Raw genomic sequence first — 13,706 nt, 5'->3', positions numbered from 1 at the left:
AAATTTGAATGCTTTTTAACTATTTTAATTCATTTAATAATAATGATGAGATCTCCATTTTTTCTTTTGAAACAGAAATTCTTCCAGAACGAACAAACTGCATAATTCCGTAAGGTTTAAATTTTGCATATAACTCTTCTATTTCAGAACGTCTGCCTGACTTAGAAATCACAAAAAAATCACGCGAAACAGTCACTATTGTAGATTGACTTTCTTTAATAATATTCTGAATTTGTTTCTCATCAAATAATAAACTTGAAGCAATTTTAAATAAAGCATTTTCCAAATAAATTGTTTCTTCATCTGTATGATAGAATGCTTTTATAACTTCAATTTGTTTTTCGATTTGTCCAACAATGTTTTTAACCCATTTCTCTGTAGTTTCAACTACAATAATAAATCTAGAAACATTTTCTATTTCTGATTCTGAAACGTTTAAACTTAATATATTGATGTGTCGTTTTAAGAATATTCCTGATATCCTGTTAAGCAAACCCACATTGTTCTCTGAATATACCGATATGGTAAATGTTTTTTCTTCCATGTTCTTTAACTTAATCTGATCTCTGAAACACAAGCTCCCGTTGGAATCATCGGAAACACATTATTTTCTTTTTCTACCATAACTTCAAGGAAATAGGATTCTTTTGAAGCAAGCATTTCTGCAACAGCTTCATCCAGTTCTTCTCTCTTAGTTACTTTTCTTGATTTAATGTAATACCCTTCTGCAATAGCACAGAAGTTTGGATTAATCATTACTGTAGAAGCATATCTATAGTCAAAAAACAATTCCTGCCACTGACGCACCATACCAAGGAATTCATTATTAAGTACCACAATTTTCACCGGAACTTTTGTCTGGTGAATTGTTCCTAGCTCCTGAATATTCATTTGAAAGCCTCCATCACCAATTACAGCAACAACCTCACGGTCTGGTCTTCCCATTTTAGCACCAATAGCAGCTGGTAAAGCAAATCCCATTGTTCCTAATCCGCCAGAAGTAACATTACTCTTAGTTGTATTGAATTTAGTATAACGGCAGGCAAACATTTGATGTTGGCCAACGTCAGAAACCATTATCGCATCTCCTTTTGAATGTTTATTGATCATTTCAATAGTTTCTCCCATTGAAATTCCTTTTCCGTTCGTTGGAGCCAGCTCTTCATTAATTACTGCTTCACATTCAATTTTATATTTTTCTTTGAATTCATTATGCCATTCTGTATGCGATTTTTTATCAATTAACGGAATTAACGCCGTTAATGCTTCTTTCACATCAGCTAAAACTGCAACTTCGGTTTTTACATTTTTATCTATTTCTGCCGGATCAATTTCAAAGTGAATTACTTTTGCCTGTTTTGCATACGTAGCTAATTTTCCGGTAACACGATCATCAAAACGCATCCCTAATGCAATTAAAACATCACATTCGTTAGTTAAAAGATTTGGGCCGTAATTACCATGCATACCTACCATTCCTACGTTTAAAGGATGATCAGTTGGTAATGCTGAAAGGCCTAAAATAGTCCATGCAGCAGGAATTCCGGATTTCTCAATTAGTCTTTTTAATTGTTCCTCTGCTTCACTTAATATAATACCCTGACCAAAAACAATAAATGGTTTTTTGGCATTATTAATTAAGTCTGCAGCCTCTTGAACTTTTTTAAGATCTAATACAGGTTTTGGATGATAACTTCTAATTCCTGTGCATTTTTCATAACTAAAGTCCATCTCATCAAACTGAGCATTCTTTGTAATATCAATCAAAACCGGACCTGGACGACCCGATCTGGCGATATAAAAAGCTTTTGCTAAAATTTCGGGAATTTCATGAGCTTCGGTAATCTGATAATTCCATTTCGTTACCGGAGTTGAAATTCCAATAATATCTGTTTCCTGAAATGCATCTGACCCAAGTAAATGTTTTCCAACCTGACCTGTAATACAAACCATTGGTGTAGAATCGATTTGGGCATCTGCAATACCAGTAACTAAATTTGTAGCACCAGGACCTGAAGTTGCAATAGCTACACCTACTTTACCAGTAGCTCTTGCGAAACCCTGCGCTGCATGAGCAGCACCTTGCTCGTGACGTACTAAAACATGGTGTAATTGATCCTGAAATTTATATAATTCGTCATAAACCGGCATTATGGCACCTCCCGGATATCCATAAACCAAATCTACTCCTTCTGCTAATAAACATCTAATAACGGCTTCTGCCCCTGATATTTTCATTTTATCTTATATTTTTCGCGAATAAATCTTTTAATTTAAGACTTACAAGCTGGTTGTTTTTATTAAATTATTTGTCGGTAACACATCCCTCAGAGGCACTGGAGACCGAACGCATATATTTAAGTAAAACTCCTTGTACAATTCCGTTTTCTGGTCTCTTCCAATTAGCTTTTCTTTTTGCTAATTCTTCATCAGAAACTTTCATATTGATAGTGTTATTTACAGCATCGATTGTAATAACATCTCCATTTTCAATTAAAGCAATTCCTCCACCCTCATAAGCTTCAGGAGTTACGTGTCCTACTACGAAACCATGTGATCCTCCAGAAAAACGACCATCAGTAATCAGAGCAACCGTACTTCCTAAACCAGCACCCATAATAGCAGATGTTGGTTTTAGCATTTCAGACATTCCAGGGCCTCCTTTTGGACCACAGTAACGAATAATTACCACGTTTCCAGGTTTAACTTCTCCAGCCTGAATTCCTCTGATTACGTCTTTTTCACCCTCAAAAACTACAGCCGTACCTTCAAAAAATTCTCCTTCTTTACCACTGATTTTTGCAACACAACCTTCTGTAGCAATATTTCCGTATAAAATTTGAATGTTACCAGTAGCTTTTAATGCATTTTTAATATCAAAAACCACTTGTTGTCCATCATGTAAATCAGGAACTGAAGCCAGGTTTTCAGCAATAGTTTTTCCGGTTACTGTTAAACAATCACCGTGTAAAAATCCTTCTCTTAACAAATATTTCATTACAGCAGGAACACCACCTACATTATGTAAGTCTTCCATTAAATATTTACCACTTGGTTTCAAGTCAGCTAATAATGGGGTTTTGTCACTGATATCCTGAAAATCCTTTAATGTTAATTCGATACCTACAGAGTGTGCCATTGCAATTAAGTGCATAACTGCATTTGTAGAACCTCCTAAGACAGCCACCATTGTAATTGCATTTTCAAATGCTTTACGAGTCATGATATCTCTAGGCTTAATATCTTTTTCTAGCAAAATCCTGATTGCTTTACCTGCATCAACACATTCTTGTTTTTTTTCCGGGCTTAAAGCGGGATTAGAAGAACTGTAAGGCAAACTCATTCCTAATGCTTCAATTGCTGACGACATCGTGTTGGCAGTGTACATTCCACCGCAGGCACCAGCGCCAGGACAGGCATTTTGAATAACTCCTTTGAAATCTTCAGGAGTAATTGTATTCTTTATTTTTTTACCTAAAGCCTCAAAAGCAGAAACAATATTCAAATCTTCACCTTTCCATTTTCCCGGGTGAATAGATCCTCCATAAACCATAATAGAGGGACGATTTACCCTGCCCATAGCCATTAAAGCACCTGGCATATTTTTGTCACATCCCGGAACAGCAATCATACCATCGTACCATTGCGCACCCATTACAGTTTCAATAGAATCTGCAATAACATCACGTGAAACCAAAGAAAAACGCATACCGTCATTACCATTAGAAATACCATCACTAACACCGATAGTATTAAAAATCAAACCGACCAAATCAGCATCCCAGACCCCTTTCTTAATATCTTTAGCCAGGTCATTTAAGTGCATGTTACACGGATTTCCGTCATAACCCATACTCACAATTCCTACCTGCGCTTTTTTAAGATCCTCTTCTGTCAAACCAATTCCATAGAACATTGCCTGTGAAGCTGGTTGAGTTTCATCTTGCGTGATTGTTTTGCTGTACTTGTTTAATTCCATTATGTATTATTTGTAATTTTCTAAATTCTATTCCTAAAAAAAACCTCCCAACTATGTGGGAGGTTCTAATATATTTTTTTCAATTATATCTATACCTTACCCTATGCAGATGTGCTATACACATTGACAATAATGACAGAAGTAATAATAATTGAGATTTGCATCATTTATATTTTTGATGTTACAAAAGTACTAAAACTGATGCTACCAAAAAAACAAAAACTCAACATTTTAAACCCTTCTTGTTAATTATTGCTCTATTTAACAAAAAAATTTAAACAATCGTAGATTGTCCCAGATGAACGTTGTCATTATTAAAATACAGCAAATCATCTTTACTATAAATAAAGTTAGAAACAAACTCTCCAACCTCATTAGTGCCAAATTTCGAATCAGCCTTTAAATCTATTGTAACCACCTTAAATTCAATTGCTTTTTCTACTGCCTTATAAATAACCTTTGCTTCCTTAGACAACCCAAAATGTTCCAACAACATTGCTGCTGATAAAATTGAAGCTATTGGATTAGCAATATTTTTACCTTTTGCCTGAGGATAAGAACCATGAATTGGTTCAAAAAGTGCATTTTTTTCTCCTAATGATGCAGAGGCCAACAAACCGATTGATCCTGTAATCACACTAGCTTCATCAGATAAAATATCTCCAAATAAATTTTCTGTCAAAATCACATCAAATTGTTTTGGATTCAAGATTAGCTGCATTGCTGCGTTATCTACAAATAAAAAGTCTAATGCTACATCTTTATATTCCTCACTCACCTTCAGAACAACTTTTCTCCACAATCTTGAAGTTTCCAGAACATTTGTCTTATCAACCATTGTTACTTTTCTACGTCTATTTTGAGCCGATTTAAAAGCCAAATGTGCAATTCTTGTTATTTCTTCTTCTGAATACTCACATAAATCTGAAGCATGTGTTCCTTCTTCATTAAGTGTTTTTGAACCAAAATAAGCCCCACCTGTTAATTCTCTGAAAATAGTAAAATCAGCCCCTTCAATGATCTCTCTTTTTAGAGGAGAAGATTCAATCAGGGCTTTATAAGGTTTAATTGGACGTATATTAGCAAATAAGCCTAGTGCTTTACGAAGTTTTAATAATCCTTGCTCAGGACGAACTTTTGCATTTGGATTATTATCATATTTAGGATCTCCAATTGCTCCAAACAGAACAGCATCAGTGTTCAAACAAAGATTTAGTGTTTGTTCTGGGAGTGGATTTCCTGTCTTATCAATAGCAATTGCTCCCATTAGAGCTTCTTCAAAAACAAATTCGTGATTATACACTTCCCCAATTGCATACAATGCTTTTTTGGCTTGCGCAATTACTTCCGGTCCAATTCCGTCACCTGGTAAAACTGCTATTTTCAAATTCATAATGCCTCGTCCTTTATGTATTTAAAATCTGATTTTTTACTATAATTAACTTCTTATTAAATCTCCCTCAATTTTAGATGCTTCGATAATCTGATGAATATCTTCGTCTAAAACTTCTTTTTTAATATCTGCAAATTTCAAAAATTCAATATAAACAGTATCTAATTGCGTTTTTGTCAATTCATAACCAACTTTCTTAGCACGGTATGCCAAAGCTGCCCTGCCGCTTCTTGCTGTTAATATAATTGAAGATTCATTAACACCAACATCAAGCGGATCCATGATTTCATAAGTTGCTCTGTTTTTGATTACACCATCCTGGTGAATACCAGAACTATGCGCAAAAGCATTTGCCCCTACGATAGCTTTATTTGGCTGAACAATCATTCCCATACTTTCGGAAACCAAACGACTCATTTCATTCAATTCCCTTGTATTAATATTTGTATCCAGGTTAAGATAAGGATGTTGTTTAAAAATCATCACCACTTCTTCAAGTGCTGTATTCCCAGCTCTTTCACCAATACCATTAATAGTACATTCAATTTGTCTTGCACCGTTTATAGCTCCTGCAATTGAATTTGCGGTTGCCATACCTAAATCATTATGACAGTGGCATGAAAGAATTACATTTTCGATACCTTTTACGTTTTCTTTTAAGTATTTTATTTTTGCACCATATTCTTCCGGTAAACAATATCCGGTTGTATCCGGAATATTTAATACAGTGGCCCCTGATTTTATGACCTCTTCACAAACTTTTGCAAGAAAAGCATTATCAGTTCTACCGGCATCTTCTGCATAAAACTCTACATCTTCAACATATGATTTTGCATGAGAAACTGCAGCTTTTGCTCTGGCGATAATATCTTCAGGTGTGGTATTTAATTTATGGAGTATATGAGATTCTGAAGTTCCGATTCCAGTATGAATCCTAGGTCTTTTAGCATGCTTTAAGGCAGCAGCGGCAACATCAATATCGTTTTTTACAGCTCTTGTAAGTCCGCAGACCGTTGCATTTTCTACAATTTTACAAATCTCAGAGACCGATAAAAAATCGCCCGGACTTGACACAGGAAAACCTGCTTCGATGATATCAACTCCCATTTTGTCTAGTCGTTCTGCAATAACCAATTTTTGATTGGTATCTAACTTACATCCTGGAACCTGCTCTCCATCACGCAAAGTGGTGTCAAAAATTTGAACTTTCTCTCTATTCATATTCATTTATTTAATGTAATTTCACATCTTGAAACAAATATATATTGTACTTCTTAAGTACGAAATTCATTTTAGTGGAATTATACTGTTTATAAAACATTTTAAAAGTATCTAAAACATTAAAAATCAATAAATTACATTATTATATTTTACAATGGCTAACCATCAAAAAGATTTCTTATTTGTACTGATTAAGTCACTTTCTAAATCTGAAAAAAGACAGTTTAAAATTTTTGCAAGCCGTTTAGAAACTAGCTCGAATACTAAATTCATTGAATTATTTAACATTTTGGATAAGTCTGAAACTTATGATGAAAAGCTTATTTTAAAAAGCGGAATCATCAAAAAAGTACAACTATCTAACTTAAAATCATATCTATACAAACAGATTCTGGTTAGTATCCGCCTAAATATTCCCAGCCAGAATATTCGATATCAACTGCGCGAGCAAATAGATTTTGCGGTTATTTTATACAACAAGGGTTTATACAAACAAAGCTTAAAAATTCTGGATAAAACCAAAATGATAGCCCTTGAAAATGATGAGAAGTACATGGCATATGAAATTGTTGAATTCGAAAAGCTAATCGAATCGCAATATATCACACGGAGTATTCAGGGCCGAGCAGATGAATTGGTTATACAGGCAAAAGAGCTGAATTATAGAAACACAATTTCAAGCAAGTTATCCAATTTGTCATTACAGTTGTACGGAATCATGCTAAAAACCGGTTACGTAAAAAACGATGAGGAATACAAATATATTGATGACTATTTCAACAAACATATTTCAAAATTAGACGAAAGCAAATTTGGCTTCCGCGAAAAATATTGGTTTTATAATGCCAATTTGTGGCGCAGTTTTCTTGTTCAGGATTTTCTTGCGAGCTATAAATATGCCTATAAATGGGTAACATTGTTTTATGACAATCCGAATATGATTTACCAGAATCCTGTTTTTTTTCTAAAAGGAAATCACTATTTTTTAGAATCGCTTTATATGCTGAAATACAAATCGAATTTCAAAAAATACCTAACCCTTTTAGAAGAAACAATTCAGGATTCGAGATTTCCTGTTAATGATAACATTGCATCGCTATCCTTTTTATATATTTATAACAATAAACTTAACTATCATATTTTGGAGGGAACTTTCGCAGAAAGTGAATATTTGATTCCTGAGATTTTAGAAAAAATTAAAATTCACAGTGAACATCTTGATGAGCATCACGAAATGTTGTTTTTTTACAAAATTGCCTCTATCTATTTTGGAAACGAAAAATACAATGAATCCATTTATTATCTGGACAAAATAATCAACAATAAAAATCTCTCGATGCGCGAAGATTTAATGTGCTTTGCCAGGCTCTTGTCATTAATTGCACATTATGAATTAGGAAAAGATTATTATCTGGAAAACCACCTTAAGAGCACCTACAAATTTTTAATAAAGATGAATGATTTACATGAGGTACAGAAGGAAATCATTAAGTTTATGAGAAACTTAAATAATTTTTATCCTGCTGATATTAAAAAGGAATTCATTAAAATGAGGGAGCGCTTTATCGAATTAGAAAAAAACACCTACGAAAAAAGAGCCTTCCTTTATTTAGATATTATTTCGTGGCTTGAAAGTAAAATTGAAAACCGTAAAATTGCTGATATAATTAAGGAAAAAGCTAAGCTAAATAGCCGCTAATTCAATCGATAACAACATATTAAAAATCTTAACTTAAGTCCAACAAAGTAATAACAAAACCTTAACAGCAAAAGAAAGATATATATCGGACATTTGTAATGTAATAAACTGGTTATTTATTATTTTGGTTTTGGTTAGTTAAATGATGCCGGCATCTTCGAGATTGCCGGCATTTTTTATGTAAATTAAAATAAAAAAACACAGATATGATTTTTTTAGCAATAAATTTGGCGTTTTAATTTTAAATATTGATTAATTCTTAAGTCTTTCGTGAAGCACTTTAAAATAGATAAGAGCCTTCAACAATCTGCTCCCATGCCACGAAAACATTTCGCCATCAACAAAAATAGTTTTGGCATGATGGGTGAAACGTCCTATTTCAAAAGCATCTTCTTCTTTAAAAGGATAGGGTTCAGAGGAAAGAAATACAATATCCGGATCACCTTCCAATCGCATTTTTTTAAGTTCTACTTCAGGATATCGTCCTTTATCTTCGTAGATATTCTTAAAATGATTTAACTTTAATAACTCATTAATGTAAGTATCATTTCCTGCCGCCATATATGGATTTTTCCAGATAAAATAGGCTGCCTTTTTAATTTCAATATCCTGAACATATTTTTTAAAATCGCTTAAAGCGAAAGTTAACTTATCATTCCATTTCTGAGCTTCAGTGCGGCAATTAAAAAGCTGTCCAAAATCTGAAATCATTTGAAAATTATCCTCAACAGAAACAATATTCGTTACCCAAACCGGACAGATTTCACTCAACTGTTCGACAATTTCAGTAGTATTTTCTTCTTTATTACAGATAATAATATCAGGCTGCAGTAATTTTATCTTTTCAAAATGAATCTTTTTGGTTCCGCCTACAACTTTCTTTATAGATTTTAAATGATACGGATGCACGCAAAACTTCGTAATTCCGATGATTTTATCTTCCAAACCTAAATCATATAACAATTCGGTTTGGGAAGGCACTAATGAGATAATACGCCTTGGAGCTATTTCAAAAGAGTGCAAAGTACCTATTTGATCTATTAATCGTTTCATGTTGTTTTGGTTCTGTTTTTAACCGTAAAGTTCGCAAAGATTTACGCTATGTACGCAAGGCTTATTTACTTTGCGGTCTTTGCGAAAAAATCTTTGCGAACTTTGCGTTTATTTATCGTAGCTTAAAACTTTAAACTAAGAATTTCTTCCATTTCCTGCTGTACTTTCAAAGCCTCTTCCCTCGCCTTTTCAGCAAAATCAGTTCCGTTTGATGCATAAATAATTGCTCTGGCAGAATTTACAAGCAAGCCCACTTTATCATTCATTCCGTATTTACACACTTCAGACAAACTTCCGCCCTGAGCTCCAATTCCGGGAACCAGTAAAAAACTATCCGGAACTATTTTCCTAATTTCAGTAAAATACTCCGCTTTAGTAGCACCTACAACATACATTAAATTATGACTATTTTTCCATTTCTTAGAGGTTTCTAAAACTTGTTTGTATAATTGTTTCCCGTTTGTGTTTAAAGTCTGAAAATCAAATGCTCCTTCGTTTGATGTCAAAGCTAGCATTATAGTATGTTTATTTTCAAAAGCCAGAAAAGGTTCAATAGAGTCTTTTCCCATATAAGGAGCTACCGTTACACTGTCAAAATTCAAATCTTCAAAAAAAGCTTTTGCATACATGCTTGAAGTATTTCCGATATCACCACGTTTAGCATCAGCAATCGTAAAAATTTCCGGAAATTTTTCATTTATATAATTAATTGTTTTCTGTAGGGAAATCCAGCCTTTTATCCCATACGCTTCGAAAAAAGCAGTATTAGGTTTATACCCCACTGTCAAATCATGGGTAGCATCAATTATGGCCTTATTGAACTCAAAAATAGGGTCTTCGGTTTCTAATAAATGTTGAGGAATTTTGTTTAAATCAGGATCCAGCCCAACGCATAAAAATGATTTTTTTTGAAGTATTTGTTGGTGCAGTTGTTGTGTAGTCATTCGTAATTTTTTTAGTTTTTTCAATTCAAAAAACGATCTTTTAGAAAGTATGCAAAAATAAAAAAAGCCACTCAATTAAGAATGGCTTTTTTTATTTATATCAATCAGAATTAGAAATTACCTAAATAAACGATTTCTGTTCTTCTGTTTGCTGATCTTCCGGCAGCCGTTTTATTAGATTTAACTGGTTTTGAAGCTCCAAAACCTTGTGAAGATAAATTAGCAGGATTTACTCCTTTTTCAATTAAAGCATCCATAATAACTTTTGCTCTTTCTTCAGATAATTTTTGATTTGCCTTAGCATTGCCTACATTATCAGTATGACCATAAATGGCAAATTTTGCATTTGGATAGTTTTTCAAAATTTCTTTAATTGCATCAAGTCTTCCTGAAGTTTCTACTTTCTTAGCATCACTTAAGGTAGCTTTGCCTGATGTAAAGAAGATCGATTTTGCCTCAACCTGTAATTGAGCCAAAGTAGCTTTACTAACTTCAGGACACCCTTTATTTTCTGCTGGACCTGCTACTAGTGGACAATCATCAACGTTATCAGCAACTCCATCTTTATCAGTATCTAAAACCGGACATCCTTTGTTTTCTACTAAACCTGCAACATTAGGACAGGCGTCATCTTTATCCAAAACTCCATCTCCGTCTGTATCAGGCCATGGGCAACCTTTATTTTCAACTGGGCCTGCAACTGTTGGGCATCCATCAACATTATCTAATAATGTATCTCCGTCGCTATCTTTCCATGGGCAGCCTTTGTTTTCAACAGGACCGGCAACATCCGGACAAGCATCATCTTTATCCAAAACTTTGTCACCATCAGTGTCTGGCCAAGGACAACCATTATTTTCAATTGACCCCGCTACTTTTTTACAAGAATCTTGTTTATCAATTACCCCATCCTGATCTCGGTCTTTAAATTTCTTTTGGTAAACAGGAATTTTAAGTCCAACGTAAAAATCAGCAGCTTTTGATTCTTTAGAAACTAAATTAGAAATAATTGATCCTGAGCCAACAAAGAAAGTACCTACACGTAATCCTGTACCCACTTGAGTTCCGCTATATTCCATCCAGCTTACAGGAACGTAAAAACTAAACCATCTGCTTTCGTAACGAGGCGTTAAACTTACTCTGTCAGCAATATTAGTCGCATTTAACTTAGTACTTGAAACCATACTAATATCTCCGTTAAGGTTCAAATAGAATTTATTATGTATATTCCAGTCAACATCTGCGTGAAGTGCTGTAGGCAAGTTTGTTTTTACTCCTTTTGAAGTTGCTGTTTTTGTATAGCGATCATTTAATAAATCGTATAAATTATCAGTCTCATCAATCATTTCCTGAGTAAGAGTACCTGTTATATCGTAAATATCCTGTTTTGATTTTTTATAATTTATTGAACCAATATCGGTAACAGATAATCCAAAACGTAACTTATACTTATTCAGATCCCTGAAATTATTATCAGCCGGTTTAGCCTTGCTGAGATCATATTTAGCATAATCCGGTCTCCACTCGTAAACCAAACCAAAATCAAAACCTACTCCGCTTGAATTAATGTCAAACTCATAATCTTCATTAGCCTCCCAATCCTGGCTTCCACCTATAGTTAATTGACCATTTGTAGCTAATGTACTATTTAAGGGATTAATTGGATTTTCAATTAGTCTTGCGTTAGCATTTTTTCCTTGTATGTAAGCATTTCCAACACCTTGCAGGTATTTAGCCGTCAAACCTCCTTTTAAGAAATGTTGCGCATTCTGATATAAAACTGCCGCATAAGAAAGTCCCAGCTCTCCCCATGCATGTACGGCTCCGTTTGGACTACCGGCATTAAGGTTAAAGTTGCTTGCCTGATCCAATCCATCCTTTACCTGGTCAACAAGACTACCATTAACATCTCTAAGATTTGTAATTGATCTTGCCCTGGTAAAAAGAGCTAATGTATGCTTAGGCGCAATATTAAACATAAAAGATGGCCCCATAATATCCAGATTAACAATGGCATTATTTGCATTTGAAGGCGTCATTTTTGACTGACTATCGAAGTCATAACCATCTTTAAAAACATCAAAAAGCTTCACACCATATAAATCATTACTAACAGCACTACTGACAGAAAACAAGTTTACATCAGTTTTAAAACGAGAATCTGCTATTGATGCAGGATTAAAAAGTACGCTTTGCACTCCCGCATAATTATCATTAAAATAACCTAAGTATGACTGTGCTGTAGCAACAGCTGATGTCAAGAAAATAAATAAAATTAGTAATTGTTTTTTCATTAAATCGGGGTTTTAAGTTTAATTGCCGGCAAAACTACAATAATAGATTTAAAAACAGGTTACCAAATCATTGAATCATGTAACACCCTGTATTAATTATGTAGAAAATATCTGATATTCCAATAATAAATGTGAATTATAGAAGAGTTTAAGAAATTTCTGTAACAAAACGAGAAGAAAAGTTTTTCAATTTTACATTATATAAATATTAAATAATAAAAGCCATGAATAGTACAGAAATAAAAGGAAACTGGAACGAGTTAAAAGGAAAATTAAAACAAAAATATGCTGATTTGACTGATGACGATTTACTATATGAAGAAGGAAAGGAAGATGAATTATATGGAAGAATCCAGCAAAAACTAGGTAAAACGAAACAGGAATGGGATGATATTGTATCAAATTTGTAAATCTCTTTCCACTATAATGAATGCCGCTTAACTAAAATTAGGCGGTATTTTTTTGATTTTCAAAGCATAAAACTTTAAATTTCTGAATTAACATGAATTACATAAAAACAAAATAAAATAGTTATCTTTAACCATATTTTTACAAAATGAAATTATTTATAAAATTTGATATTAATACAATTTGCACACTTTACCTAAAAGAAAAACTGGAGGAACAGAACTTAAATTTTTCTACTTTAGGATTTGGAGAAATTGAATTAGAGGATAATCTTAGTACTGAAGCATTAGATGAGCTAAAAAATAATTTAGAGCCATTTGGTTTTGAAGTAGTAGAGAATCAAAAAAGCGTTTTGGTCCAAAAAATAAAAGATGCTATAATCGAATTGGTCTATACTGATGACAATAATAATTATAAAAGTTCAGCTTATCTTGCGGATAAATTAAACCACAGTTATGGTTATCTGTCAAATGTATTTTCTGAAGTAACGTATTCTTCTATTGAGAATTTTATAATCATTCAAAAGATCGAAAGAGCAAAACAGTTAATGATTGTAAACGAAATGAGTTTAACCGAAATTGCTTTTTTACTTAATTATTCAAGTGTTGCACACTTAAGTACTCAGTTTAAAAATACAACAGGAATAACTCCTTCAGCGTTTTTGAGAATTATTAAAAAGCGTAGAGAAAATTTAAAATAAAACCCAAATACCTTA

At 33.3% G+C, this 13,706-nt stretch carries 11 protein-coding genes; 3 read left to right on the top strand and 8 right to left on the bottom strand.

Annotation, left to right across the window (positions count from 1 at the left end):
* Positions 1 to 19 precede the first annotated feature (19 nt).
* The 5 genes from ilvN to ACNC7R_RS10260 all read right to left on the bottom strand — a co-directional run bounded on the left by ilvN (position 20) and on the right by ACNC7R_RS10260 (position 6,593).
* Entirely contained in the window at positions 20 to 544 is a 525-nt protein-coding gene (gene ilvN, locus ACNC7R_RS10280) for an acetolactate synthase small subunit (protein WP_223678617.1), read from the bottom strand.
* A 5-nt stretch (positions 545 to 549) separates the two neighbouring features.
* Complete coding sequence (gene ilvB / locus ACNC7R_RS10275) at positions 550 to 2,238, bottom strand: biosynthetic-type acetolactate synthase large subunit (protein ID WP_417941002.1); 1,689 nt, start codon at positions 2,236 to 2,238, stop codon at positions 550 to 552.
* A gap of 67 nt (positions 2,239 to 2,305) precedes the next feature.
* A complete protein-coding gene (ilvD, locus tag ACNC7R_RS10270) occupies positions 2,306 to 3,979 on the bottom strand; it encodes a dihydroxy-acid dehydratase (protein WP_417941001.1) in 1,674 nt (557 codons plus the stop codon).
* A gap of 274 nt (positions 3,980 to 4,253) precedes the next feature.
* Positions 4,254 to 5,372, bottom strand: coding sequence for a 3-isopropylmalate dehydrogenase (leuB, locus tag ACNC7R_RS10265; protein WP_417941000.1), 1,119 nt, complete (start codon positions 5,370 to 5,372; stop codon positions 4,254 to 4,256).
* A 45-nt stretch (positions 5,373 to 5,417) separates the two neighbouring features.
* Complete coding sequence (locus ACNC7R_RS10260) at positions 5,418 to 6,593, bottom strand: 2-isopropylmalate synthase (protein WP_417940999.1); 1,176 nt, start codon at positions 6,591 to 6,593, stop codon at positions 5,418 to 5,420.
* Positions 6,594 to 6,747: 154 nt separating this feature from the next.
* On the opposite strand from ACNC7R_RS10260, the gene ACNC7R_RS10255 reads away from it, so the two are divergent.
* Positions 6,748 to 8,292 (top strand): hypothetical protein, encoded by a 1,545-nt coding sequence (locus tag ACNC7R_RS10255; protein WP_417940998.1) that lies wholly within the window; start codon positions 6,748 to 6,750, stop codon positions 8,290 to 8,292.
* Positions 8,293 to 8,544: 252 nt separating this feature from the next.
* Here the strand turns inward: ACNC7R_RS10255 and ACNC7R_RS10250 are convergent, their stop codons facing one another.
* The 3 genes from ACNC7R_RS10250 to ACNC7R_RS10240 all read right to left on the bottom strand — a co-directional run bounded on the left by ACNC7R_RS10250 (position 8,545) and on the right by ACNC7R_RS10240 (position 12,583).
* The gene (locus ACNC7R_RS10250) at positions 8,545 to 9,345 is read right to left on the bottom strand and encodes an ABC transporter substrate-binding protein (RefSeq protein ID WP_417940997.1); all 801 of its coding nucleotides are present in this window, start codon (positions 9,343 to 9,345) and stop codon (positions 8,545 to 8,547) included.
* Between the two features lie 122 nt (positions 9,346 to 9,467).
* On the bottom strand, positions 9,468 to 10,289 hold the full coding sequence (gene pyrF / locus ACNC7R_RS10245) for an orotidine-5'-phosphate decarboxylase (RefSeq protein ID WP_417940996.1): 822 nt from the start codon (positions 10,287 to 10,289) through the stop codon (positions 9,468 to 9,470).
* A gap of 110 nt (positions 10,290 to 10,399) precedes the next feature.
* Positions 10,400 to 12,583, bottom strand: coding sequence for a DUF5723 family protein (locus ACNC7R_RS10240; protein ID WP_417940995.1), 2,184 nt, complete (start codon positions 12,581 to 12,583; stop codon positions 10,400 to 10,402).
* 224 nt (positions 12,584 to 12,807) lie between these two features.
* On the opposite strand from ACNC7R_RS10240, the gene ACNC7R_RS10235 reads away from it, so the two are divergent.
* Together ACNC7R_RS10235 and ACNC7R_RS10230 are read left to right on the top strand one after the other, a co-directional pair.
* Positions 12,808 to 12,993: a CsbD family protein gene (locus ACNC7R_RS10235; protein ID WP_417940994.1), complete on the top strand. Its 186-nt coding sequence runs from the start codon at positions 12,808 to 12,810 to the stop codon at positions 12,991 to 12,993.
* Between the two features lie 146 nt (positions 12,994 to 13,139).
* Entirely contained in the window at positions 13,140 to 13,691 is a 552-nt protein-coding gene (locus tag ACNC7R_RS10230; RefSeq protein WP_223678627.1) for a helix-turn-helix domain-containing protein, read from the top strand.
* Positions 13,692 to 13,706: the final 15 nt, after the last annotated feature.

The organism is Flavobacterium adiutor, assembly GCF_048282555.1.
Taxonomy (GTDB): Bacteria; Bacteroidota; Bacteroidia; order Flavobacteriales; family Flavobacteriaceae; genus Flavobacterium.
This window is presented reverse-complemented; position numbering and strand designations above follow the sequence as displayed.

Bases quoted from the DNA above. Each gene is read 5' to 3' on its own strand.
- ilvD (WP_417941001.1), bottom strand. From the start codon at position 3,979: ATGGAATTAAACAAGTACAGCAAAACAATCACGCAAGATGAAACTCAA.
- pyrF (WP_417940996.1), bottom strand. From the start codon at position 10,289: ATGACTACACAACAACTGCACCAACAAATACTTCAAAAAAAATCATTT.
- ilvB (WP_417941002.1), bottom strand. From the start codon at position 2,238: ATGAAAATATCAGGGGCAGAAGCCGTTATTAGATGTTTATTAGCAGAA.
- ilvN (WP_223678617.1), bottom strand. From the start codon at position 544: ATGGAAGAAAAAACATTTACCATATCGGTATATTCAGAGAACAATGTG.
- ACNC7R_RS10240 (WP_417940995.1), bottom strand. From the start codon at position 12,583: ATGAAAAAACAATTACTAATTTTATTTATTTTCTTGACATCAGCTGTT.
- ACNC7R_RS10230 (WP_223678627.1), top strand. From the start codon at position 13,140: ATGAAATTATTTATAAAATTTGATATTAATACAATTTGCACACTTTAC.
- ACNC7R_RS10235 (WP_417940994.1), top strand. From the start codon at position 12,808: ATGAATAGTACAGAAATAAAAGGAAACTGGAACGAGTTAAAAGGAAAA.
- leuB (WP_417941000.1), bottom strand. From the start codon at position 5,372: ATGAATTTGAAAATAGCAGTTTTACCAGGTGACGGAATTGGACCGGAA.
- ACNC7R_RS10255 (WP_417940998.1), top strand. From the start codon at position 6,748: ATGGCTAACCATCAAAAAGATTTCTTATTTGTACTGATTAAGTCACTT.
- ACNC7R_RS10260 (WP_417940999.1), bottom strand. From the start codon at position 6,593: ATGAATAGAGAGAAAGTTCAAATTTTTGACACCACTTTGCGTGATGGA.
- ACNC7R_RS10250 (WP_417940997.1), bottom strand. From the start codon at position 9,345: ATGAAACGATTAATAGATCAAATAGGTACTTTGCACTCTTTTGAAATA.